At 36.7% G+C, this 24,336-nt stretch carries 16 protein-coding genes; 12 read left to right on the forward strand and 4 right to left on the reverse strand.

Annotated features, from left to right (window positions below; translation table 11 throughout):
• Nucleotides 1–123: 123 nt before the first annotated feature.
• Entirely contained in the window at nucleotides 124–1,479 is a 1,356-nt protein-coding gene (gene gdhA, locus FHG85_RS09380) for an NADP-specific glutamate dehydrogenase (protein ID WP_173075211.1), read from the reverse strand.
• 227 nt (nucleotides 1,480–1,706) lie between these two features.
• On the opposite strand from gdhA, the gene FHG85_RS09385 reads away from it, so the two are divergent.
• Complete coding sequence (locus FHG85_RS09385) at nucleotides 1,707–5,147, forward strand: PEP/pyruvate-binding domain-containing protein (RefSeq protein ID WP_173075212.1); 3,441 nt, start codon at nucleotides 1,707–1,709, stop codon at nucleotides 5,145–5,147.
• A 46-nt stretch (nucleotides 5,148–5,193) separates the two neighbouring features.
• Here FHG85_RS09385 and FHG85_RS09390 read toward each other — a convergent pair whose 3' ends face one another.
• The gene (locus tag FHG85_RS09390; protein WP_173075213.1) at nucleotides 5,194–7,593 is read right to left on the reverse strand and encodes a TonB-dependent receptor; all 2,400 of its coding nucleotides are present in this window, start codon (nucleotides 7,591–7,593) and stop codon (nucleotides 5,194–5,196) included.
• A gap of 154 nt (nucleotides 7,594–7,747) precedes the next feature.
• On the reverse strand, nucleotides 7,748–8,116 hold the full coding sequence (locus tag FHG85_RS09395; RefSeq protein WP_173075214.1) for a hypothetical protein: 369 nt from the start codon (nucleotides 8,114–8,116) through the stop codon (nucleotides 7,748–7,750).
• A gap of 105 nt (nucleotides 8,117–8,221) precedes the next feature.
• On the opposite strand from FHG85_RS09395, the gene rbr reads away from it, so the two are divergent.
• From rbr to FHG85_RS09430, 7 genes are all read left to right on the forward strand, one after another.
• Complete coding sequence (rbr, locus tag FHG85_RS09400) at nucleotides 8,222–8,800, forward strand: rubrerythrin (RefSeq protein ID WP_173075216.1); 579 nt, start codon at nucleotides 8,222–8,224, stop codon at nucleotides 8,798–8,800.
• Nucleotides 8,801–8,935: 135 nt separating this feature from the next.
• Complete coding sequence (locus FHG85_RS09405) at nucleotides 8,936–9,310, forward strand: response regulator (protein ID WP_173075217.1); 375 nt, start codon at nucleotides 8,936–8,938, stop codon at nucleotides 9,308–9,310.
• A gap of 153 nt (nucleotides 9,311–9,463) precedes the next feature.
• The gene (locus FHG85_RS09410) at nucleotides 9,464–11,371 is read left to right on the forward strand and encodes a RecQ family ATP-dependent DNA helicase (protein ID WP_173075218.1); all 1,908 of its coding nucleotides are present in this window, start codon (nucleotides 9,464–9,466) and stop codon (nucleotides 11,369–11,371) included.
• Nucleotides 11,372–11,545: 174 nt separating this feature from the next.
• The gene (locus FHG85_RS09415; RefSeq protein WP_173075219.1) at nucleotides 11,546–11,779 is read left to right on the forward strand and encodes a hypothetical protein; all 234 of its coding nucleotides are present in this window, start codon (nucleotides 11,546–11,548) and stop codon (nucleotides 11,777–11,779) included.
• Between the two features lie 82 nt (nucleotides 11,780–11,861).
• Nucleotides 11,862–13,970, forward strand: coding sequence for an ATP-dependent DNA helicase RecG (gene recG, locus FHG85_RS09420; protein ID WP_173075220.1), 2,109 nt, complete (start codon nucleotides 11,862–11,864; stop codon nucleotides 13,968–13,970).
• A complete protein-coding gene (locus FHG85_RS09425) occupies nucleotides 13,967–14,782 on the forward strand; it encodes a DUF3108 domain-containing protein (protein ID WP_173075221.1) in 816 nt (271 codons plus the stop codon). The genes recG and FHG85_RS09425 overlap by 4 nt, the downstream gene beginning before the upstream one ends.
• Before the next feature lie 80 nt (nucleotides 14,783–14,862).
• Nucleotides 14,863–15,270, forward strand: coding sequence for a hypothetical protein (locus FHG85_RS09430; RefSeq protein WP_173075222.1), 408 nt, complete (start codon nucleotides 14,863–14,865; stop codon nucleotides 15,268–15,270).
• Nucleotides 15,271–15,280: 10 nt separating this feature from the next.
• Here FHG85_RS09430 and FHG85_RS09435 read toward each other — a convergent pair whose 3' ends face one another.
• On the reverse strand, nucleotides 15,281–16,156 hold the full coding sequence (locus FHG85_RS09435; protein WP_173075224.1) for a ChaN family lipoprotein: 876 nt from the start codon (nucleotides 16,154–16,156) through the stop codon (nucleotides 15,281–15,283).
• Between the two features lie 86 nt (nucleotides 16,157–16,242).
• Here FHG85_RS09435 and FHG85_RS09440 point away from each other — a divergent pair, with 86 nt between their 5' ends.
• From FHG85_RS09440 to FHG85_RS09455, 4 genes are all read left to right on the forward strand, one after another.
• Nucleotides 16,243–18,051 carry an AMP-dependent synthetase/ligase gene (locus FHG85_RS09440; RefSeq protein ID WP_173075227.1) on the forward strand — a complete coding sequence of 603 codons (1,809 nt, stop codon included), beginning with the start codon at nucleotides 16,243–16,245 and terminating at the stop codon, nucleotides 18,049–18,051.
• Between the two features lie 862 nt (nucleotides 18,052–18,913).
• Nucleotides 18,914–19,750, forward strand: coding sequence for a KilA-N domain-containing protein (locus tag FHG85_RS09445; RefSeq protein WP_173075229.1), 837 nt, complete (start codon nucleotides 18,914–18,916; stop codon nucleotides 19,748–19,750).
• 401 nt (nucleotides 19,751–20,151) lie between these two features.
• A complete protein-coding gene (locus FHG85_RS09450) occupies nucleotides 20,152–21,933 on the forward strand; it encodes an ATP-dependent nuclease (RefSeq protein ID WP_173075231.1) in 1,782 nt (593 codons plus the stop codon).
• Nucleotides 21,923–24,010, forward strand: coding sequence for a UvrD-helicase domain-containing protein (locus FHG85_RS09455; RefSeq protein ID WP_173075233.1), 2,088 nt, complete (start codon nucleotides 21,923–21,925; stop codon nucleotides 24,008–24,010). The genes FHG85_RS09450 and FHG85_RS09455 overlap by 11 nt, the downstream gene beginning before the upstream one ends.
• The last annotated feature ends 326 nt before the right edge of the window (nucleotides 24,011–24,336 follow it).

The following is a 24,336-nucleotide window of genomic DNA, read 5'->3' on the forward strand; positions in this document are numbered from 1 at the left end:
TCTCAATAATGGTTAAAAACCATATAATTTTAAAGGCAAGAGCGGAACTTCAGGCATAACCACCTTACATTCCGCCCTTTACAAAATCACTAGTTAGCGCAAATATTTTTCATACTATAAGGGTTATACAACACCTTGAGCAATCATAGCATCGGCAACCTTAACAAAACCTCCAATGTTTGCACCATCAACATAGTTTATAAAACCATCCTCTTTGGTACCATATTTACGGCAAGTTTCGTGAATATTAATCATGATTTGGTGTAAACGCTGGTCAACCTCTTCACGAGTCCAAGATAAACGCAAGGAGTTTTGCGACATTTCCAATCCAGATGTTGCAACGCCACCTGCATTAGCAGCTTTACCAGGTCCAAAAAGGATTTTAGCATTTAGGAACACATCGACAGCCTCGGGGGTTGAAGGCATATTAGCCCCTTCGGAAACACAGAAACAACCGTTACGAACCAATGTTTTAGCCTCTTCACCATTAATTTCGTTTTGAGTAGCAGAAGGCAATGCAATATCGCACTTAATACCCCATGGGCGCTCAGCAGGGAAGTAATCACATCCATACTTTTCGGCATACTCCTTAATACGTCCACGTTTCTCATTCTTAAGCCACATCACATATTTCAGTTTTTCATCGTCGATGCCATCGGGATCGTAAATAAAACCATCGGAATCGGAAAGCGTAACAACCTTACCTCCTAGCTGGTTAACCTTTTCAACTGTAAATTGGGCAACATTTCCTGAACCCGAAACGGTTACAATCTTCCCTTCGAACGTTTCGCCACGGGTCTTAAGCATTTCTTGTGCGAAGTATACATTTCCGTAACCTGTAGCTTCGGGGCGAATTAGAGAGCCACCCCATTTCAAACCTTTTCCTGTAAGGACACCAGTAAATTCGTTCACAATACGCTTGTACTGTCCAAAAAGGTAGCCTATTTCGCGTCCACCAACACCTATATCACCTGCAGGCACATCGGTGTTTGGGCCAATATGACGGTAAAGCTCCGTCATGAAACTTTGACAAAAACGCATAACCTCCTTATCGCTTTTACCCTTAGGATCGAAATCGGAACCACCTTTACCACCACCCATCGGCAGCGATGTTAAGCTATTTTTGAATACCTGTTCAAAAGCTAAGAATTTTAGAATGCTAAGGTTTACTGTTGGGTGAAAACGCAAACCACCTTTGTAAGGGCCTATGGCACTATTCATTTCAATCCTATAGCCCCTATTTATTTGAACCTGCCCTTTGTCGTCGATCCATGGCACTCTAAACATAACAACACGTTCAGGTTCTGTTATGCGCTCGAGTATCTTTTCGTCCTGATAAATAGGATTCTCCTCAATAAAAGGCATAATGCTCTCAATAACCTCACGCGCTGCTTGATGAAATTCTGGTTCATTTGGATTTCGGGCAATTAACCCTTCCATAAATTTGTTAACTCTCTCTTGTAAAGCAATATTTTTCATAATAGTTTAGGTTTGGTTTGACATTAAAAACTTGTAGAAAATTAAATGGATTTAAAGCGAAAAACAACCCATTCCATTCAAAAACAGCGTTTTACTTATCCAGCAAGTAAGTGATTCACTTAATTGAAATAAGCAAATCACTTATTTAAGGATATCAACTTGATTATAATACTTATCATTCATAAATTACACGTTAATAAACCATAATCACATTTATCGTATTGGGTATGAAAACCAAACCAAATCCTGATGAGTTTTACCGACTACTTGCCCAAAGCAAGGAGCGCTTAAAAGAGCTAAATGCGATAAACAGCGTAATAAACATAATTAAAGAGAACAGGCCAATTCCTGAAACCCTCCACAGGATATGTTTTATTTTACCAGATGCATGGCAATACCCAGAATTCACAATGGCAAGGGTTAAATATGGGCAATACGAGTTTCAAACACATGGGTTTAAGGAAACGCCTTGGTGCCAACGTCAAGGTTTTGAAACAATTGATGGAGTTTATGGAGCCATTGAAATTTTTTACACAAAAGAGTTCCAGGAAGAACACGAAGGGCCATTCCTTAAAGAGGAGCGTGACCTTATTACAAACATTGCAAACATTTTAGAGGGATACATTAATAGCATTAAGGGCCGCGATGCTATCAAGGAAAAAGTCGCACCCAAAAAGAAATTAGAACAAGCAGAATCGCATAATAAAAAGCTACTTCAACGATTTATCAACCAACATAATGCCGATAGGGACATATATCATGACCTAATGCCCTTCAAAGTTCAAGAAATTCTTTTAATCTCAACCCTATACGACGCATACAGCATAGAACGTGAAGATAGGCTCACCGATAATATTTTAGGTGAATACTCAAAGTTAAGCTTATCAAGCGTACCTAGAATCACAGGTGTTTCCTCCCTTGACGAGGCCATTGAAAAACTGGAAGAAAGGTATTTTAACCTTATTATAATAATGATGGGTGCCGATACTGTTACACCTCTAAAAATGGCATCACGTATTAAGGGCGAGTATAAACACATCCCGCTATATCTACTTGTCAACAACAGCTACATTGTCAACGAAATTGAGAAAAACCCGACAACCATAGAGGGAGTGGATAAGATTTTTGTATGGAATGGCGAGCCAAAGATTTTCTTCTCAATGATTAAATTGCTGGAGGATAAAGTAAACATTGAAAATGATACACGTATAGCATTAACGCGGGCAATCCTGCTAGTTGAAGACTCTCCAAAGTACTACTCACGTTATTTGCCATTACTCTATGGCTCAGTTCTCGACCAGACAAAAAGGGTTATTGAAGATGTAAGAACCGATGATTTATATAAAGTATTACGAATTAGAATCAGACCAAAGATTCTTCTAGCGGGAACTTACGAAGAGGCTATTGAGTTGATTAATCGCTATAAGGATTATCTTCTTTGCATTATTTCAGATGTAAAATTTTACAGAAAAGGGAAACTCGACGATAATGCTGGTGTTGAACTTATTGGACAAGCAAGACAGCTATTACCCGACCTTCCAATTATTCTCCAATCGTTTGAAAAATCTAACGAAGCTATTGCCCACAAACTAAAAGCTGCTTTCCTTGATAAAAATTCCGAAAGTTTGATGAACGATATCAAAAATTTCCTTAGCAACTATCTTGGTTTTGGGGATTTTGTATTTAAAGATTCAGAAGGTACTCCTATAGCCATTGCTACTTCAATGGAAGAATTTGAAAATGCTCTTAGAATTATACCCGACGAAAGTCTTCTTTACCATGCCCAAAAAAACCACTTCTCAATGTGGTTAGCAGCACGTGGCGAGATACAGGTTGCAAGAATAATACATCCATCAAAAATAGATGATTTTTCTGGTCCATCAGAAATTCGGGAGTACTTACTATCTACTTTAAAAAAATATCGGCAGGAAAAGAAACGTGGTAAAATAGTAAGCTTTGACTCAAACTGGGAGGTTGACTCAAGCAATATTGTTAGCCTTGCCGATGGGTCAATTGGTGGAAAGGGACGTGGGTTAGCCTTTATCAACACACTAATTTACACTTTCGACATATCACAATACACACCGAATATCAACCTGCTCACTCCAAGAACATCTATTATTGGGACCAATGAGTTCGAATGCTTCATGGAGAGAAACAACCTGTACGAAAAGGTATTCACCTGTAAAAACTACGAGGAACTCCAAGTGTATTTCTTAAAGGCAGAAATTTCGGATCAGCTAAAACTTCGTCTCGATAGGCTGTTACAAATATATCATCGTCCTTTGGCAATAAGATCGTCGGGCATGCTCGAAGATTCTGTAATGCAACCATTTGCAGGTGTTTTCGAAACCTACATGATCCCCAACTCTCATCCAGACAGAAGCGAAAGGCTAAAACGACTTACCGACGCTATCAAACTTGTTTATGCCTCAGTTTTTTCACCAACCTCTAGAGCCTATATAAAGGCCATGAACCTAAGAGTAGAGGATGAAAAGATGGCTGTTATAGTCCAAGAAGTAGTGGGGAGCAAATACGACAATTACTACTACCCTAACATCAGCGGGGTTGCTCAATCGCACAACTACTACCCGTTTGGACATATAAACCCAGAAGATGGCTTTGCCAATATTGCCATCGGACTAGGCAAACACGTTGTTGAGGGCGGACGCTCGTACCGTTTCTGCCCCAAATACCCCACCTTAATAAACTACACCATGGAAGATCTAATCAAAAATTCACAGGTCGACTTCCTTGCTGTAGATTTAACTAAGAATGACTACAACCTATTATCGGGAGATGAGGCTGGACTAAAACGCTTAGACCTTTATGATGCTGAAAAGCATGGCAACCTTAAACATTGTGCATCGGTTTACAGCTCCGAAAACTCATCGCTAATACCAGGAATAGGACAGCCTGGACCACGTGTGGTTAACTTTGCCAACATACTAAAGTACAACTACATCCCCCTAGCCCAAACTATTGATGTAATCCTCGACATTGTTGAAGAAGCTCTTGGCTCTCCGTGCGAGATTGAATTTGCCGTAGACCTTAACCGTGATAAAAACTATAAAGCCTCTTTCTTCCTCCTCCAAATTAAACCTTTAATGGCAAGTGCACAGGAATACAAACTTGACATCAACCTTATTGATCCAAACAAGCTTATCATTCTTTCAAACAACTCCATGGGGAATGGCCATATTACATCAATTCAAGATGTGGTATACATCAAGCAAAAGGCTTTTAATAAGTCCATGACTCTTGAAATGGCTAAAGAAGTTGAAGAGATAAATGCTAAACTCGAAGACGACGATAAACAATACGTACTGATTGGACCTGGCAGATGGGGAACGAGAGACCGCTGGATAGGAATACCTGTTGTTTGGTCGCAAATATGCAATGCAAAAGTAATTGTTGAAACCAGCTTTGACGATTTCCCTCTCGATGCATCATATGGTTCGCATTTCTTCCATAATGTAATCTCAATGAACGTTGGCTACTGTTCCGTACCAAACAACGACAGCTTTTCAAAAATCAGTTGGGAAATGCTAGATAGTTTACCAGCAATAACAGAAAAGAGATTTTTCCGCCACGTACGCTTTCCTAAACCGATAGATATTAAAATGGATGGAACAAAACGATTATTGGCTATCACCTTGAATGATTAAAAACGCCTCGGACTCATAAACTCATATCAGCCCGAGGCGCACCTGCCTATCGCAACAAGTTTCCAAATTTAACTCCTACAAAAATAGTTCTTGGGTTTGTTGGGCCATATATATACGAAGGGTCACGATTAATACCCATATCAAAATCGCTTTGATATGAATTGAAGATATTTTTAACACCACCAAAAAACCGTAACACTTTTCCGTTCAGGTCAACATCGTACGACAACTTGAGATTCATATCAAAGAACTCCTGAGTTTCCCTCAGCTCACCAGTTTCCATATTGGTATTAGGTCCAAAATAGGGGGCCAACATGCTTCCAGTATAAGTGCCTGATACAGAAAGGCAAAACCCTTTCATAAAATCCCAATCCAAGATTAGATAACCGTATTGCGATGGTGTCCGAAAAAATTTCCTCTCTCCAAACTCTTGGGGAACATCGTAAAGAGATGACTGCAAAGTAAAACCTGCTGTAACTGAAAAATCTTTAAGGCTTTTAAACTTCCCTTCCATATTAAACCCCTTAACCGTAGCTCCATCGGGTGCATTCCTACGTGTATAAACAACAACGCCATTTTCATCGGGTGTCCCAATTTCATTCACAAAAGGGTCTTGTAAACGGGTGTAAAATAATTCTGTGAGAAAACCAATATAGTTTCTTCCAACCTGTTTGTTAATATCTAATGAAAACATAAAGCTATGGCTAGTTTCCTGCTTTAAGTCGGGGTCGTTTCTGTTTATCACTTGCCGAGCCCCAGAGGTTTCAACATGCAAATCCTCATCAAATATTTGTGGTGTCCTATAACCTTGGGAATAAGATACGCGTGCCTGCATCCACTCTGTGGCATTATACATCAAGCTAACACGAGGGACAAGCACCAGCCCATTCTTATCAGGATTATCTTCATGGACATAATCAACCACTCTATACTGTTCTAAACGAAGGCCTAATGAAGTCTTAAGCTTTCCTATGCTTAAATCATGCTGAGCAAATACACCGTAAGTCAAAAGGCCTTGGTCCGACACGGTCGTATTGTCAACCTGTGGATAATTCACACCTAGAGTATCTCCTGTTTGAGTGTCAATTTCAAAAATCGGATTGGATATATCCCTATATGCCAACTTCTTATCATTCAAATTACTTCCAGTAAGCTCTGAGCCAAAAGTAAGAGTTGATAAACCCAAGATAGCCTTATACTGCATTCCGGCATTAAAGGTAATATCTCTGGACTTACCATAGCTACTCAGCGACTTGTTTGCTCCATAATACGAATCGCGATTTAGATATTGTGCAGAAACAAAAAACGAAAACAAATCGAGATGACGAAAATAGCGTTCATAAAGTAGAGAACCAGCCCTTAAGTCATGCTTAACTGCCTCAGCCACATCGCGCTCATGCAATGGATAAGCCTGTTTATTCCCTCCATCACGCTTCTCTCGTATTCCAAAAAAATCGACACTTATCTTTCCCCTATCACCCAGCTTTTGCCAAATTCTTGTCCCCATACTAAAGTTACTCAACGGAGCAAGTTCCGAAAAGCCATCGCCATTAGCATCAAACATGCTCCTATCGCGGTTAAAGCCATACACTGTTATTCCTGTTCTATTATCTGCGGCAACTAAAGTATTATTAAAATTCAGCGAGAAATCGGGAATAGGTCCATTGGCATCTTTTAAACCAAAACCTACTCCACTTGACGAAAAGCCAACCTCATAAGAGTTTGCAACAGCATCTTTTAGAATTATGTTGATTGTTCCAGCAATTGCATTACTCCCATATAAAACGGAGCCACCCCCTCTGACTACTTCAATTCTTTCAATCATATTAGAGGGCAACAATTCCAACCCATAAACACTTGCCAAACCACTAAAAATAGGACGGCTATTAATAAGAATTTGGCTATAAGGTCCCTCTAGTCCGTTCATTCTAACCTGATTAAACCCACAATTCTGGCAATCGTTTTCCAGTCGCAAACCAGGCATGAAGTTAAGCGCCTCGCCCGCAACAGCCGATTGAGTGGAGTTAAACACCGTTGGAGAGATTGTATTCACCATCACTGGTGCCTGGGTTCTTTTAATCATGCCCCTATCGGCTGATACGACAACTTCATCGAGTTGAAGCAAATCTTCCTCTAATTCTATTGATAGTTCAACTCGTTCATCATCCTTAACTTTTACTGGTAATTCTACTGTTTTGTATCCTACTGAACTAACTACAATTGTGTAGCTTCCTTTACTTAAATTGCAAAAAGAGAATCGACCACTCTCATTAGTTACAGTCCCTAATGTAGTCCCTTTAATCACAACGTTGGCAAATGGCAGAACTTCGCCCTTACATTTTACTACCCCAGTTAATCTACAACTACCTTCTGGTAAATTGGCAAACACATCATTCACCACTAAAACACTTAATATCAAAAAGAAAAACAACAAAAACCTTTTCATATCTCAATAAAAATTAAATAAGAAGATTAAACAAAACCTTTTCGTAGCCTCACAAGGCATCATACGCTAATTCATACCTTTTAGCGTTTACTAATAAACAACCTACTAGAATTAAATTTGAAGAATCAATAGAATCAATCAGAATACAAGAATTCTAAGAAAAGATTTTGTTAGCAGGAGGAGCACGGTTATTGAATGGTGTTAGGGATTTAACCTGCAGGCTATCATCATTGAATACACCTAAAACCGATTCTATTTGCAGAAGATTAAAATTGTAATTCCAAGCAGACAGTTCAAATGTATTTATTTGCTGGAAAAGAGCCAGTTCAAACGAAGTGTGATGGTGAGATTTTACAGGCTTACTATCAGCCGATTTATTAAAAGGATGGGCATGGAAAACATATACTCCGTTTACTAAATGCTCATGAAAATAGATGCTTTGAACAGAGAGATTAAAAAAGAGCAACCCTAAAAGTAGGATTATAGCTGGAACTCTAACTCTATTTAACCTCAACCTGGACATCTAAATTCTTTTACCGCAAAGATACCTACCAAATCACAATCGCCAATACCAACATTTAGGTATTTTTCTTAAATTAGCAGTTCACAAAACACTAAACCAACAGTTATGGAAAAGAGCATTAAAGGGACAAAAACCGAGCAGAACCTTTTAAAAGCATTTGCAGGTGAATCGCAAGCAAAGAACCGGTATACCTATTTTTCGAAGGTTGCCAAACAAGAAGGTTACGAACAAATTGCTGAAATATTCATGATTACTGCCCTACAAGAAGAGCAGCACGCCAAACAGTTTTTCAAGTTTCTTGAAGGAGGAATGGTTGAAATTACTGCCAGCTACCCTGCAGGAGTGATTGGAACAACAGCTGAGAACTTGAAAGCTGCAGCCATGGGCGAAAATGAGGAATGGACTGCCCTTTATCCCGAATTTGCTAAAATAGCCGAAGAAGAGGGTTTCCCTAAAATAGCAACTGCGTTTAAACTCATTGCAAAGGTTGAAAAGGAGCACGAGGAACGTTACAAAAAACTTCTTGAACGCGTTGAGAGCGAAACTGTTTTTGAACGTGAAGAGGAGATTGAATGGGTATGCCGCAAATGTGGATATGTTCATAAAGGCAAAAAAGCATTAAAGAACTGTCCTGTTTGCCAACATCCGCAAGCCTACTTTGAGGAGAAGGCAAGCAACTACTAATTGCTTAGCCTGAAATCGCTACCAAGCCAACATCTACCTGTTGGCTTTTTTTAGTTATCTAAAAAAATACTTGTTATTAATTGCACTACTAATTAAAGTATACTACCTTTGTTAATTCAAAATCAAATTTTTAGCATGACAAACAATAAATACAAGATACTTATTGCCGATGATGACAATATCTCTGTCATTCTACTTACCAAATACTTAAAAAACATTCCTACAGAATTCTTTATTGCACGTGATGGGGTTGAAGCCATCAAGATTTTCGAGGACAATCCCGATATCGACATTATTTTAATGGATTTAAAAATGCCTAAGCTAAATGGCCTGGAAGCAACAAAAAAAATCAAATCCTTAAATCCAAACGTTAAAATAATTGCAGAAACAGCATTCGCCATGGTTGACGATGAAAAGAAAGCGCTAGATGCAGGTTGCGATGCTTATATAACAAAACCTATAAATGCCGAAAAACTTATCAAGATAATTGAGGAGATGCAAAACATTTAAAGCCATTCTACTCAAACAGAACATTTTATCTCACTTCCTTATACAAGCATTTCCTGCATCAACCTTATCAATAAATCAAACTAACTATTTTGACAAAAATAAGTTTCGAATCTTCAAACGAACTTATTTAAGCATTTTTGTATATTTGTTTACATGGGAAAGTTTGAAGAAATTCTTCGAAAATACTGGGGCTACAACTCGTTTCGCTCCATTCAGTTAGATATCATAGAATCGGTCTATAGCGGAACCGATACACTTGCCCTTATGCCCACTGGTGGTGGAAAATCAATAACCTTTCAGGTTCCAGCGCTAGCCATGGAAGGTATTTGTATAGTAGTTTCGCCGCTCATAGCACTAATGAAAGACCAGGTTGAGAACCTAAAGAAAAGAGGCATAAATGCAATTGCCATATACTCAGGAATGTCGCAACACGAAATCGATATTGCATTAGACAACTGCGCCTATGGCGATGTAAAGTTTCTTTACGTCTCGCCCGAACGGCTTTCCACCCCTATTTTTCGAGAGAGAGTTCGTAAAATGAATGTTTGCATGGTGGCAATCGACGAAGCACATTGTATTTCACAATGGGGATATGACTTCCGTCCATCATACCTGAACATCAGCGAGTTGCGCGATTATATACCTGAAAACGTTCCTTTTTTGGCCGTCACTGCCACGGCAACTCCCGATGTGGCCAAAGATATTCAAGATAAGCTGCGTTTTAGGGATGGACGTGTGTTTAGAATGGATTTCTCGCGCGAGAACCTTGTTTACTTAGTAAGAAATGTTGAAGACAAAGAAAAATATCTTTTTAAAATAGTTGAAAATGTTCCAGGAAGCGGCGTTATCTATGTCCGAAACAGAAAAAAAACAAAAGACGTTGCTCTAATGCTTCAGCGCGAAGGCCAATCTGCAGATTTTTACCATGCAGGCCTTTCCATGGAAATGCGAAACGCAAAACAAAACGATTGGCAAACTGGGAAAACAAGAATAATTGTTGCAACCAATGCTTTTGGTATGGGAATCGACAAACCCGACGTGCGGTTTGTCATACATATGGACCTACCTGACTCTCCCGAAGCATACTTTCAGGAAGCTGGTAGGGCTGGGCGCGATGGGAAATTGGCATATGCTATCCTACTATACAACGAGTCTGACTCTCTAAAAATTGAACAAAGAATTAACACGAGTTTCCCTCCACCTGAAGAAATTAGAAGAATTTACCAGGCACTTGGCTCGTATTTTAATATTGCTTACGGCAGTGGGAAAGGCGAAGTTTTCGACTTTAACCTTATGGATTTCTGTACAACCTATAAGTTAAATCTTGTTGTAGCGTATAACTCTCTTAAAATTCTTGAGCAGGAGGGGTATATTGAGCTAACCGACGAGTTGGACAACCCTAGCCGAATTATTTTCCTTGTTAACAAAAAGGAACTTTACAACTATCAGGTTGCGCATGCCGAAATGGATAAGTTCATTAAAATCCTTTTAAGAATTCTACCTGGTGTGTTCAGCCAGTATGTTAGAATCGACGAGCAATATATTGCAAAATCTACAGGACTTTCCATTGATGTGGTTGTAAACAATCTGAAAACTCTATCACGTCAAAAAATCATTAATTACATTCCCAAAAAGAGAACACCGCTAGTTATATTCATAACCGAAAGACTCGATGACAAAAACCTAAGGATAGAGCCAGAAAGATACCAAACGCTGAAAGATAGATACATGAAACGTGCAAACGCAATGCTCGATTACGCGCAAAGCAAAGCCAAGTGCCGCAGCCAGTTCATAAACGAATACTTTGGTCAAACCAATAGCTTCAGATGCGGAAAATGCGATGTTTGCACATCGCGAAATGAACTCGATATGAGCAAGTTCGAATTCGACAAGATACTAGAAAAGGTAAAAGCAATCCTTCTTGAAAAACCTACCCCCCTTGAAAACCTTGTAGATGAAACCAATATGAATCCCGAAAGGGTTTTAAAAGTAATCCAGTTCTTAGTTGACACTGAAAAGATTAGCATTAGCGACGATAACAAGTTAAGGTGGAATTCCTAAAGCATATTTCATCTCTGATACTTTTAAAAATAAAAAACTTCTTTGTAAAACCCAGGTATCCTACCACTAGCCTACTTGTTTATCATCTACTCAAAGAATACATTCGTCAACAAAATTTTGAAATCAAACTTTTTTGGCCTAACTTTTGTTTATACTAAGAAAAACAAAATGGTCATGGAAACTCTAAATGAAAAAGAATTACGACAAAGACTCTTTGAGTATTCAAATGAAGTTGGTTTTAAATCTCAAACAGATTCACTTAAAGAAATTTTCTCTTTTTTAATGGATATCGACCAAAATTTTGTTTACACTCTACTAAAGCCAGAAGAAGCCAAGTATATATCGGCTCACCGTGAAATAGAGGACACAATTAAACAGAAACTTGAATATGTAATTTCCAGCCTGTAGACTGAATATTTGTTTCAATTATAAGGGGGCATAGTCCCCTTTTTTATTTTTTGTTTACTTTGTAGAAAAGTCAGACAAAAAGATGAGCAATGTTTTAGATAACGATATAATGTATTTGCCAGGTGTTGGACCCAAACGCTCCGAACTTCTCAAAAAGGAGTTAGGCATTTTTACATTTGGCGATTTGCTCTACTTTTTCCCTTATAGGCACATCGACAGAACAAAGATTTACAAGATTGCAGAGCTAACAGAAGAGCTACCATATGTACAAGTAGTAGGTAGAATTATAAACATATCTGAAGCAGGAGCAGGCCGTAACCGAAGGCTAAAGGCAATCATCACCGATGGTACTGGCACCATGGAAATGGTGTGGTTTAAGGGCATAAACTGGGTCATAAAGCGACTAAAGCCTAATATTGACTACCTGTTTTTCGGGAAAGCTTCACGCTTTGGTTCAACCTTCAGTATGGCCCATCCCGAAATGGATATTTATAGCCCAAACCAAGAGATGTTAACGGGTATGCTTCAACCGGTTTACTCAACAACTGAAAAGTTAAAAAGCAACCATATCACATCAAAAACCATTATGGGCTATGTAAAAGCCCTGCTACCAATAGTTAAAGGTAAAATCCAAGAAACCCTTACTCTTCCTATTATTGAGAAACACAAGCTAATGACACTACAAGAGGCTCTATTTAACGTACATTTCCCTCAAAACCCGTTAATCCTTCGAAAAGCCCAATACCGTATAAAGTTTGAGGAACTTTTTTACACTCAGCTTAGCATTCTAAGCAGGCAAAAGGTTCGTCAGGTTAGGGTCAACGGACATGTATTTAAGCACGTTGGCGTGAACTTCAATCGCTTTTACTACGAGAAACTACCCTTCCCCTTAACTAATGCACAAAAAAGGGTGATTAAAGAGATACGCAACGATATGATAAGCGGTAAACAAATGAACCGTTTGCTGCAAGGAGATGTGGGAAGTGGAAAAACAGTTGTAGCACTCATGTGCATGCTTTTAGCAGTTGACAATGGATACCAGGCCTGCATAATGGCACCTACAGAAATATTAGCGAACCAGCACTTCGAGTCCATTACAAATCTTTTAGGAGATTTACCGGTGACTGTTGGCCTACTTACAGGCAGCACAAAAAAATCGGAACGCAATACGCTCCACAAGTCACTTGAAGCAGGAGAACTTCAAATACTTATTGGTACTCATGCCCTTATTGAGGATGTGGTTAAATTCAAAAACCTTGGTCTTGTTGTGATTGATGAGCAACAACGCTTTGGCGTTGCTCAACGCGCAAAACTATGGGAAAAGAACAACGACCCACCCCATGTACTAGTAATGACTGCCACGCCCATTCCTAGAACATTAGCCATGACAGTTTATGGCGACTTAGATGTCAGCATTATTGACGAGCTACCTCCTGGACGAAAACCTGTAAAAACAATACATTACACCGATGCCAAACGAAACCTGGTATTTGGATTAATGCGTGAGCAAATTGAAAAGGGACGTCAAGTATATGTTGTTTACCCACTAATTAAAGAGTCTGAAAAACTAGAAAATTTAAAAGACTTAGAGGATGGTTACGAAAGCATTGTTCGTGCATTTCCTCCTCCGAAATACGTAACTGTAGTGGTTCACGGCCAAATGAAGGCCGAAGACAAAGACTACGCCATGAACCTTTTTGCTCAAGGCAAAGCTCAAATTATGGTAGCAACAACTGTAATTGAGGTTGGAGTAAACGTCCCTAATGCAACCGTTATGGTGATAGAAAGCGCAGAACGATTTGGGCTTTCGCAACTTCACCAGCTACGAGGTAGAGTTGGGCGCGGAGCCGACGAGAGCTACTGCGTACTAGTTTCGCAAGTAAAACTTACCAAAGAATCTCGCAAAAGGCTAGAAACAATGGTTTCCACAAACGATGGCTTCCAGATTGCCGAAGTGGACCTACAGCTTCGCGGGCCTGGTGATATAACTGGCACCTTACAAAGCGGCATGCCCTTTGACCTTAAAATGGCAAACCTAGCAACTGATGGGCAACTTATCCAGCATGTCAGAGGTGTGGTAAACGACCTACTTGACTCCGACCCCTTGCTTGAACAGCCACAGAACAGTCTGCTTAAAAATCAGCTTAACAAACTTGAGATACACCGAACCGACTATACTGGCATTTCATGATTAAAAAAACACTTATAATAGTAATTTATACTCTTTCAAGTGCTTTAACTTTTTCACAAAAGGGCACAAACTGCCAAATCACTAACACTAGTTTTTCTGCAGGCGAAAGTGTTTGTTACGAGGTAAGTTACACCTGGTTCTTTATATGGACCGATGTAGGAGAAGTATGCTTTACAGTTGATGCCGACAATCGCTTTGGTAAAACTTTGCTTCACCTTAAAGCAACTGGTCGAAGTTACAGCTTCTACGATTGGTTCTTCAAAGTCCGCGACCTTTACGAATCATGGGTTAACCCAGTTACACTTGAACCTTTTTACTATAACAGAAGAATCTACGAAGGTGGCTTTACAAAAGAAAATGAGTACTGGTTCCATCAACCCGACGACAGCATAAAAATACGAGTAAAACGGAAAAACGGCCCTAATCGCTTTGTGAAAATTAAATCACAAAGTTGCCTATTTGATGTGGTCTCATCGGTTTACTACTCTCGTTGCCTTAACTTCAGCAGTATAAAACCAGGGCAAGCCTTCCCAATAGATGTTCTTATGGACGAAGAGGTTTACAACGTCAAGTATCGTTTCCTGAAAAAAGAAATAAAATCTATTCCTGGTTTTGGCAAAATCCCTTGTTTGCTGTTTCAGGTCGATTTGATTGCAGGTGATATCTTTTCAGAGCAACAGAAGCTCATTGTTTGGGTTACTGACGACAAAAATAAACTTCCAGTACTTATAGAATCGCCCATAAGGGTTGGCAGCATAAAAGCACGTATAAAATCAGCAAAAGGATTACGCTATAAAATCAGGTCAATTTAACACCTGGCTAATTAGAATCGATTTAAAAATTTAGCTAACTTAGCAGTATCAATTTTTAACCAACAATCAACTTGTGAAAAATGAAAATAAAAATTTTTACCATACTCGCAGCCGTAACAATACTAACCAGTTGTTTAGAGGGCGACAATTACATTCGCTACCGCGATTACATTCCAATGGAAGCATCATTATTACCAGACACAATGTTGCTTAATGAAACCTATAATATTTCAATTATAGCAACTGCACCAAACGGCTGCTGGCACAGCCTTGATGTATTTGTTAACACTGAGGCCGATACCGCATACTATTTTAGCGCTTCAGCCACTTTTGAAAACCACGGAGAAGTTTGTACTCAACAAACTGTAACACTAGACACCATTATACCTTTTACACCAAAAGTTAACAAAACCCATTTACTTTACTTTTACAACCCTAGCGATTTAAATCCAATACGAATCGACACGGTTTATATAAAGGCTGAGTAAAGACAATCCCTTAATATGTCCTTGTCATTTTATCGGTTACAACAATTATGTAATCGGCAAGATTTTTATTTTCATCGTATAAGCTACTCAAATCTTCCTGCATAACTGTTGCAATGGTTAAAACTTTCAGGCTTGATTTATAGCGCTTAACATACCAATAGATTCCTTCAAAGTTATTGGAATGATACGAACCATGAAAGTGGATAAAAGTATGTCCAACAATAAGATTTTCAACAATGTTATGTGCCATTGTTGCGTCTTTCAATGCTTGTGCCATTGGCAAATATTCCGAATTTGAATGCCCTTGACTAGGCATTCCCCCCATTGCTAACATTTTTTTATATCCAGGAAGGTTAATATCAAATTCTATGGGCAAAGGCGCAATATACGACTTTGCCATTGGCGACAAGGCTTTTAACGTATCAAAACCCCCGCCTGCCACCATCGATGCGTATCTTCTGGGGACATTTGTGGCTATAACCTTCACCTTGTTCTCCTTAGCAAATTCTACAATAGGCTTATAATCTGTTTTGTAGTTTGGCCAAAGTTTTGCTTCTGCTTCAAACCTTTGCCTACTAATTAGCCCATTAATGTATTCATCCAATAAAAGCTGATTATCGGTTTCGAACATTTCTGCTCCAATAATCAAATTGCCACTTTTTGTTTTATACAAATCTTCGGTAAGAACACGTTCCAACCAATGTGCAATTGGATTATCGTGTAGCTCTCCAAATAGAACTAAATCAGAGCTAGCAGCAGACTTTACAACTATTTGAAAATCTGAAACATTACCATTCTTATCAAATATAACAAATGGCTGAATGCCCTGTCCGAAAACGTTTACAGAAATTAAACAAACGATTAAATAGCTAAAAATACTTTTCATAAAAATTAGTTTATATTTGCGGTTGGGACTAATAAAACAAAATTTCCATAATATAGTTCATTTAGTACTAACCTATTCTATACACTATGAACATCTCGAGAACCTTCGACATTTTAGATGCAGGCAAGGACATCTATGAGGACAGAGCAGTTATTGCGGTAAAAAAGGATGGGAAATGGGATGAGTACAACATCGACCGATACTCGCAAATGGCTCATAATCTAAGCTATGGACTTTTGGCAATGGGGCTGCGCCCTGGCGATAAAATTGCGAACATAAGCGGTAATAGGCCAGAATGGAATATCGTTGACATGGCAATTACCCAAGCGGGTATGATTCATGTACCAATTTACCCAACCATTAGCGCCGATGAATACCGACACATTCTCAAGCATGCCGAAATAAAATTAATTTTTGTTGGTGATAAAAGTCTTTATCAGAAACTTTTACCGTTAACTGAGGGATTAGAAAACTTTATCGGCATATACTCAACTGTGGAAAACGGAACCATTCCCAGCTGGAATGAGATTTTGGAGTTAGGCAAAAAGAATGCCCACGAGTGGGTTGATGAGCTTTTTAAAATTAAAGCATCGGTAAAACCCGACGACATTGCATCAATCATCTACACTTCAGGCACAACGGGCGTTTCGAAAGGCGTAATGCTTTCGCATTCAAATTTCTTATCAAACGTTGAAGCCTGCAAAGGCTTATTCCCACTTGAGAACGGCGATATCGCAGTTAGCTTTTTACCTCTAAGCCATGTATTTGAACGAATGGTGAACTACTACTATCAAAGCATAGGTGTTAGCATATACTATGCCGACAACCTTGCAAGAATAGGCGATGTAATTAAGGAGGTAAAACCTCATATCTTTATGACCGTTCCTAGAATGCTTGAGAAGACATACGATAAAATTATTGCTGTTGGAAAAGACCTTACTGGATTAAAAAAACAAATCTTTTTCTGGGCGGTAAACCTTGGTTACAAATACAGCGAAATAAAAAACAGCTGGTACTACAGAACCCGTCTCAAACTGGCACGCAAACTAGTCTTCTCAAAGTGGCAAAAAGCGTTAGGTGGCAGATTAAAGCTGATAATAAGTGGGGGTGCAGCATTACAACCTAGATTAATGAGAGTATTTTGGGCTGCAGGCATTCCTGTTTTTGAAGGATATGGTCTTACTGAAACCTCTCCTGTAATTGCTGTAAATCATCCAGCCTCACCTGGTAATATCAGGATAGGGTCAGTTGGTCCGGTTGTTCCTAATGTAGAGGTAAAAATAGCCGATGATGGCGAAATCCTAATGCGCGGACCAAGCTTAATGAAAGGCTACTATAAAGCTCCAGATTTAACCAGCATGGCAATTGACCAGGATGGTTGGTTCCATACAGGTGATATTGGTCATTTAGAAGATGGTAAGTTTTTAACCATTACCGATAGGAAAAAGGAAATCTTTAAGCTATCAAATGGAAAATATGTCGCCCCTCAACTTATTGAGAACAAGCTAAAGGAATCATTCTTTATTGAGCAATGCATGGTTGTAGGTGAAAATGAAAAGTTTGTTAGCGCACTTATTTCCCCTAACTTTAGCTTCCTGCACGATTGGTGCAGTAGGCATAAAATTCATTTTGAAAATAACGATGAACTAATTACCATCCCTGAGGTAATAGCTCGTTATCAAAAAGAAATCAACCTTGTAAACAAGCAGCTTAGCGACTATGAGCAAATAAAGCGCTATAGGCTCGTTGCGGAACAATGGTCACCTCAAACAGGTGAGCTATCACCTACACTAAAACTCAAGCGCCGAACTCTTTATGAACGTTATGAAAACATACTAGAGGAGATATACGGCCACACCAAACAAACAGAAGTCAGGGGTGTAAACAAAGAATAATTACCTAAGAGGCTGCTTTGTAAAGCAGCCTCTTTTCGTACAAACAATACTATTTAAGGATTCACAAAAACCTGTTAAAAAAAGTGCCCCAACCCAATTTATTAAAGTTTTGAGCCAATATGTAAACTTAAACATTTCATTCTAGGTTTGAAAACAAAACTCCAAGTGACCTTTAGGTTTAACATCAATTAACCACAATCATAAATAAAGTATTAACTCGCATACACAAAAACAAAAGAACAATTTATTTAGCCTTACTTCAAGTAATTACAAAACCAATAATCCAAACACAAATACCATTTATCTATTACAAGCAAGCAAAAAATTATCCTCAACTAAAAAAATGAAAGAGCTATTTTCTTAGTTGAACTAGTAAAAGTAAAAGCAAAATAATTAATTTTAAACTACTGAATTAAAGAACAATATACATGACAAACAACAAGATAACTCTAAAAAACATATTCACTGTAGAATATTTCTTGCGAACGTTCGACAAACTACTTGGCTCGCAAAAGCCTTCAGTTTAAAAGCATGTTGTGCTGAACTCAATCTTTGCTAATCTTGTGAGCAACAAGTTAAAAGAAAATTGATAAAACTATTGACTTAAAATAAATAAATCATCGAAATCGTAAAAAGAAATTCTGTTCATGAATTCATGCTGCTTGAGAACCAAAATTGAGAAAACATACTCAATCAATGGGTAAAGAGTCATCTAAATTTACATATTTAATTTGTTGATAGAGAGTGCAGCATTGACTTTAATACGATATGAGAATTAGGCAACATAAATCTTAAGAGCTTTTGCATGAAGTGAAACAATAGCAAAATTAATAGATTAACTTAAAGAAATAGGTTATAAATTATGGCTAAGAATAAAATAAATGTTCAGGGTAGTGAAATAACAATTATTGCTATCAATGAGCAAGACTATATTTCGCTAACAGATATTGCTAAATATAAAACCGATGATGCAAGTGCGGTTATAGGGAATTGGATAAGGAATCGAAATACAATTGAATTTTTAGGCATGTGGGAAACTTTGTATAACCCAAATTTTAAACCCCTCGAATTCGAGAGGTTTAGAAAACAAGCTGGGCTTAATGCATTTACACTTTCTCCCAAGAAATGGGTAGAATCTACTAACGCAATAGGCTTTGTAGTGAAATCAGGCAGATATGGTGGAACTTATGCACATAAAGACATTGCATTAAAATTTGCCAGTTGGATTTCCGTAGAATTTGAATTATATATAGTTAAAGAGTTTCAACGGCTTAAGGAAGAAGAGCAAAAACAATTAGGTTGGACACTCAAACGTGAACTGGCAAAGATAAACTACCGTATTCATACCGATGCCATAAAGGAAATTCTTATCCCTAAAAATCTGACTAAAAAGCAAATATCGTATATTTATGCTGATGAAGCAGATGTCTTAAACATGGCATTATTTGGTAAAACAGCAAAACAATGGCGCGATGAAAATCCTGATAAAAAAGGGAATATACGCGATTATGCAAATGTAAGCCAACTAGTTTGCCTATCAAATCTCGAAAACTTAAATGCTGTTTTTATTAATGAGGGATTAAAACAAAGTGAACGACTTGTTAAACTCAACCAAATTGCCATTAGTCAGATGAAAATTTTGTTGTCTGATAAATCTGTAAAGATGCTAAACCCTGAGAAAGACAAGCAAGATGAGTAGTAATAAACTTTAAAGCTGTTTCAGCAAATTTTATTGATTCTGTTGTAAAAATGCTTTGTAATAATTGAGAAATTAAAAATTGTAAATAAATGAAATTCGAATTTAATACCAACAAAACAAGAATGAGAAAAACACCGATTGCAATAAAAAAAAGAAAAAAATTATATTGCTTTTAAAACATATCCTGTTTTCATAGTTACTTATAAGAACAAACTGTTCAGAAACTATTTATTTTGTTTTTAAAACACAGAGAATCTGACTATCATACTCGTTTTATTAACAAAGAAGAGTAAGAGAAACGCTTAATGGAGAAGACATGTACATTTTAATTACCAATTCTAGATATAAAACTGTAAGACTTCGTAACGTTAAACTTAGTTCTGGCAAAACACAGAAAACATATGTATATATCAGAATTAAAACTATGGAATTTTAGGAAATACGGACAAGATGAATGGAATTTGGAAAAACCACATCTTGTTGTTCCTTTTAATTCGGGTACGAATGTACTTATTGGTGAAAATGATTCTGGCAAAACGGCCATTATTGATGCCATAAAATTAGTTTTAAAAACACATGCTTACGAATGGATAAAAGTTGAAAAAGAGGACTTTTATGAGAATTCGGATAAACTACGTATTGAAATTATATTTAGAGGATTAAAGGACGAGGAAGCAAAAAACTTTACCGAGTGGTTAGGTTGGGAGGGTGAAGGAGATTATGCAAAACCTGTTTTAAGATTAATTCTTTATGTAGAGCAAAAAAACGAACGGATATTACCGTATGAAGTTAAAGCCGGGATGGGCGAAACCGGTTATTCTTTAAATGCAGAAGCTAGAGATTATCTAAAATCAACATATCTTAAAGCTTTACGCGATGCTGATAATGAATTAATCGCCAAAAGGAACTCTCGATTATCTCAAATACTACAAGGGCACGAATTATTCAAGAAAAAAGAAGGTGGAGAAAAACACGAATTTGAGAAATGGCTTATTGAAACCAATGAGAAAATAAGGAATTGGTTTAATGATGCAAATAGTAAAAATGGAATTAAAAGTAATAAAGAGCAAATAAAAGATGTAATTGATAATTTTTTACAAGCATTTATCGATGACAAAATAGGTTCTGAATTAAAATTATCTGATCCTGAGATAAAAGCCATTTTAGAAAAAATATCATTAGAAATTGAAGGTGCCAAAAATTTAGGCTTGGGAACAATGAACCGTCTTTATATGGCAGCCGAACTATTACATCTGAAAAAAGATTGGAATGGATTGAAGCTGGCTTTGGTAGAAGAATTAGAAGCACATTTACATCCACAAGCACAAATGAAAGTTATTGAAGCATTACAGAAAGAAAGGGATATACAGTTTATTCTTACAACACACAGCCCAAACCTTGCTTCTAAAGTAGATATTCAAAATCTTATTATTTGTAAAGATAAAGATGTATATTCGCTTAGTGATGATAAAACTAAACTCTACAAAAGTGATTACAAATTTCTCAAAAGGTTTTTAGATGTAACAAAATCAAATTTGTTTTTTGCCAAAGGTGTTATTATTGTTGAAGGAATGTCTGAAGAAATAATTATTCCTGAAATAGCAAAAAAACTTGGATATGATTTAACCAAACACGAAGTATCAATAGTTAATGTAGGTTCTACAGCATATCTGCATTTTGCGAAAATATTTTTAAGAAACGACGGGAAAGAATTAAATATTCCGGTTTCTGTTGTAACCGATTTAGATGTAAGACCAATAGACAATGGAACATTTGAAGAAGAAAAAGAAAACCAAAGAAGACAATGCATTAAAGAAAGTTTTGAGGCCTTCAATGACACTACAGTAAAATTGCTAATTGCAAAACAATGGACATTAGAATGGTGCTTATATAAATCAAAATATTTATCTAAATTTTTTAAAGAATCAGTTTCTGAAGTTCATTCTGGCACTGAAGAATTTAAAAAAGATGGTGATAATTTTAAACCTGAATTTGAATCAAAATTTATCGATAAATTGGCTAAGAAGTCAGGAACTTCATCAATTGATAAAGTTGCAATTGCAGGAGTGCTTGCAGAAAAAATATCCGTAGATAATACTTTAATAATATCAGAAGACGATGAATTTATAAAATACATCATTGATGCAATAAAACACGCTTGCAGAATACAAAATGGAAATTAAAGAGGAACATATTAGAGAAACTGAAAGATTACTTATAAATGGGAACCTGTTTGATACTGATGAACGAGTTCCATTTATTAAAAATCTTGATTCTTGCGATTTATTGGCAGTTCCAGGAAGTGGGAAAACCACAGTTCTACTTGCTAAACTTTATTGTTTGGCAAAACACTTACCGTTTAAAGATGGTTCTGGAATTTTAGTTTTATCACATACCAATACAGCTGTTAATGAAATTGAAAAAAGCTTAAAAAAAGTTGTTCCGATTCTTTTTGAATATCCCAATTTTGTCGGTACTGTTCAGAGTTTTGTAAATAAGTTCTTAGCAAATCCTGCTTGCTTTTTAAAATACGGTTCGTATATACATCAGAATGATAATGATATTTATGAGAAAGAAGCAGAAAAGTTTTATTATTCTTTACCCTGGAAGAATACAGAACCGAAGGGATTGCGAAATAAATTATTTGGCAAAGTTAACCATGGGAAAGGTACTATTTCTCCTGATGAAAAACAGCAAAATGTTATTGAATTCCTAAAATATTTTGAATTAGATATTATTGAAAGAAAAATTAAGTACAATAATAAACCTTTCTATACTTTTAATGGGACTGCTCAACCATATTATTTAGAATTGGAGCAATGGAAAGAGGATTTATTTTCCAAAGGCATTTTGAATTATCGGGATTCATTTTATTTAGGCGATTGGTTTATAGAAAACAATCCACGGATAACTAGCTTATTAAAAAAGCGTTTCAAATATGTATTTATAGATGAAATGCAAGATTTAGAAAAATACCAGATAGATATTATCGACAAAATATTTTATACTCCTGAATCACAGTCAACAATTCAAAGAATTGGCGATATAAATCAATCAATATATAATTCCGGCAAAAAAGTAAAAGTTGAAACAGACTGGCAACCACGAGAACCAGTTATGTATTTAAGAGATTCATACCGCTTAACAAAGGAAAACGCAGATATTGTAAATTTTTTTACGCTAGACCGTCAGCAAGATGAAAATGGAAATCAAAGGTTTGTGGTTAATGGAAAGAGGGAATTAGTTAATGCGATAAAACCACATTTAATTCTATTTGATAAAACCACAAAAGGTAAATTAAAAGAAAAATTCAAAGAGTTAATTAAAGAGAATCAATTAGATCAAACTGTTGAAGGGAAAAAATATGGCTTTAAAATTATTGGCTGGAGTGCAAAATGGGAGGACGAAGAAAATCACGATGGCAAATTTAGATTAGAAGATATTTTTGAAGAATATAAAAAAGACAACTCTTCCATAAAAGAAACATACACTTCATTAAGTGAATATTTACAGTATTTTGACAAAAATAAAAGAACATTAAAAGCGGCAAGAAAAGCTATTTTAAATGCATTAATTCATATACTCAGAATTGAAAATAAAAAACACGCCGTCACTGTTAGAAGGAAAGATAAAGAAAGATACTACACTAAAAAGGATTTGATAAAATACATTCAAGAAGAGAAAAATGGCAGCAATTATGAAGAATTTAAAAGTAAACTCTATAAATGGTCTTTTGATTTAGCTGTAAAACAAAAGCATGAGGAAGTTTATCACTGTATAAAGGATTTTATTAATAGTGATTTTAAAGAATGGTTTGGTTTTGAAATTACTAACGAAACGCAAAATTTTATAGGGAGAAATTTTGAGAAATTAATACAAGTAGAGGATAAACAGGAAAATAAACAAAAAGAAGGCATTAATATTGAAATCGGTACTGTTCATTCTGTTAAGGGCCAGACACATTGTGCTACAATGTATGTGGAAACTGCCTATCAAAGACCTACTTATGAAACTCAAAAAATCATTAAGAATACATCAAATCCTTTATTATTTCATGAACATAATTGTAATGGAACATATGATAAGCAAGCTTTAAAAATGATGTATGTCGGATTTTCTCGACCTACGCATCTATTGTGTTTTGCTGTTTTAAAAGAAAATGTAAAAGACAAAATAGAAAACTATAAGAATGCAGGTTGGGAAATATTTGATTTAACTGAAAACGGCAATGATAAGAATAACATAAACAAATTGCACTAAGATCAACTACATAATAGCAATCTATCTGGCATGAGAATTAAAGTATGGACTATAGTTTATATCAAACTTGGCAAGTGCCAATTTGAAAAACCACCCCAATTAATAAAAACTCTTAACATTAAGGCGTATATAAAAGTAGCCTTGAAAAGTTATTAATCAATCTAAGTTATCACTATATTCCCTTTCGCCTAAGAACATCTAAATCGGAAATGGCAAAATTAACTGACACAATAATTTGAACACTCCACTTTTGAATACTTCTACCTCCTTAACTGAAAAACTAGCCACACATAAACAAAGGCAAACACACTTCATCAAAATAGCAT

This window comes from Tenuifilum thalassicum (assembly GCF_013265555.1).
GTDB classification, from domain to species: Bacteria; Bacteroidota; Bacteroidia; order Bacteroidales; family Tenuifilaceae; genus Tenuifilum; species Tenuifilum thalassicum.

What these genes read in the sequence shown, in the direction of transcription:
- FHG85_RS09455 (WP_173075233.1), top strand. Translation starts at nt 21,923, where the DNA reads ATGGAAATTAAAGAGGAACATATTAGAGAAACTGAAAGATTACTTATA.
- rbr (WP_173075216.1), top strand. Translation starts at nt 8,222, where the DNA reads ATGGAAAAGAGCATTAAAGGGACAAAAACCGAGCAGAACCTTTTAAAA.
- FHG85_RS09440 (WP_173075227.1), top strand. Translation starts at nt 16,243, where the DNA reads ATGAACATCTCGAGAACCTTCGACATTTTAGATGCAGGCAAGGACATC.
- FHG85_RS09430 (WP_173075222.1), top strand. Translation starts at nt 14,863, where the DNA reads ATGAAAATAAAAATTTTTACCATACTCGCAGCCGTAACAATACTAACC.
- FHG85_RS09410 (WP_173075218.1), top strand. Translation starts at nt 9,464, where the DNA reads ATGGGAAAGTTTGAAGAAATTCTTCGAAAATACTGGGGCTACAACTCG.
- FHG85_RS09435 (WP_173075224.1), bottom strand. Translation starts at nt 16,156, where the DNA reads ATGAAAAGTATTTTTAGCTATTTAATCGTTTGTTTAATTTCTGTAAAC.
- FHG85_RS09445 (WP_173075229.1), top strand. Translation starts at nt 18,914, where the DNA reads ATGGCTAAGAATAAAATAAATGTTCAGGGTAGTGAAATAACAATTATT.
- FHG85_RS09390 (WP_173075213.1), bottom strand. Translation starts at nt 7,593, where the DNA reads ATGAAAAGGTTTTTGTTGTTTTTCTTTTTGATATTAAGTGTTTTAGTG.
- recG (WP_173075220.1), top strand. Translation starts at nt 11,862, where the DNA reads ATGAGCAATGTTTTAGATAACGATATAATGTATTTGCCAGGTGTTGGA.
- FHG85_RS09405 (WP_173075217.1), top strand. Translation starts at nt 8,936, where the DNA reads ATGACAAACAATAAATACAAGATACTTATTGCCGATGATGACAATATC.
- FHG85_RS09425 (WP_173075221.1), top strand. Translation starts at nt 13,967, where the DNA reads ATGATTAAAAAAACACTTATAATAGTAATTTATACTCTTTCAAGTGCT.
- FHG85_RS09395 (WP_173075214.1), bottom strand. Translation starts at nt 8,116, where the DNA reads ATGTCCAGGTTGAGGTTAAATAGAGTTAGAGTTCCAGCTATAATCCTA.
- gdhA (WP_173075211.1), bottom strand. Translation starts at nt 1,479, where the DNA reads ATGAAAAATATTGCTTTACAAGAGAGAGTTAACAAATTTATGGAAGGG.
- FHG85_RS09385 (WP_173075212.1), top strand. Translation starts at nt 1,707, where the DNA reads ATGAAAACCAAACCAAATCCTGATGAGTTTTACCGACTACTTGCCCAA.
- FHG85_RS09415 (WP_173075219.1), top strand. Translation starts at nt 11,546, where the DNA reads ATGGAAACTCTAAATGAAAAAGAATTACGACAAAGACTCTTTGAGTAT.
- FHG85_RS09450 (WP_173075231.1), top strand. Translation starts at nt 20,152, where the DNA reads ATGTATATATCAGAATTAAAACTATGGAATTTTAGGAAATACGGACAA.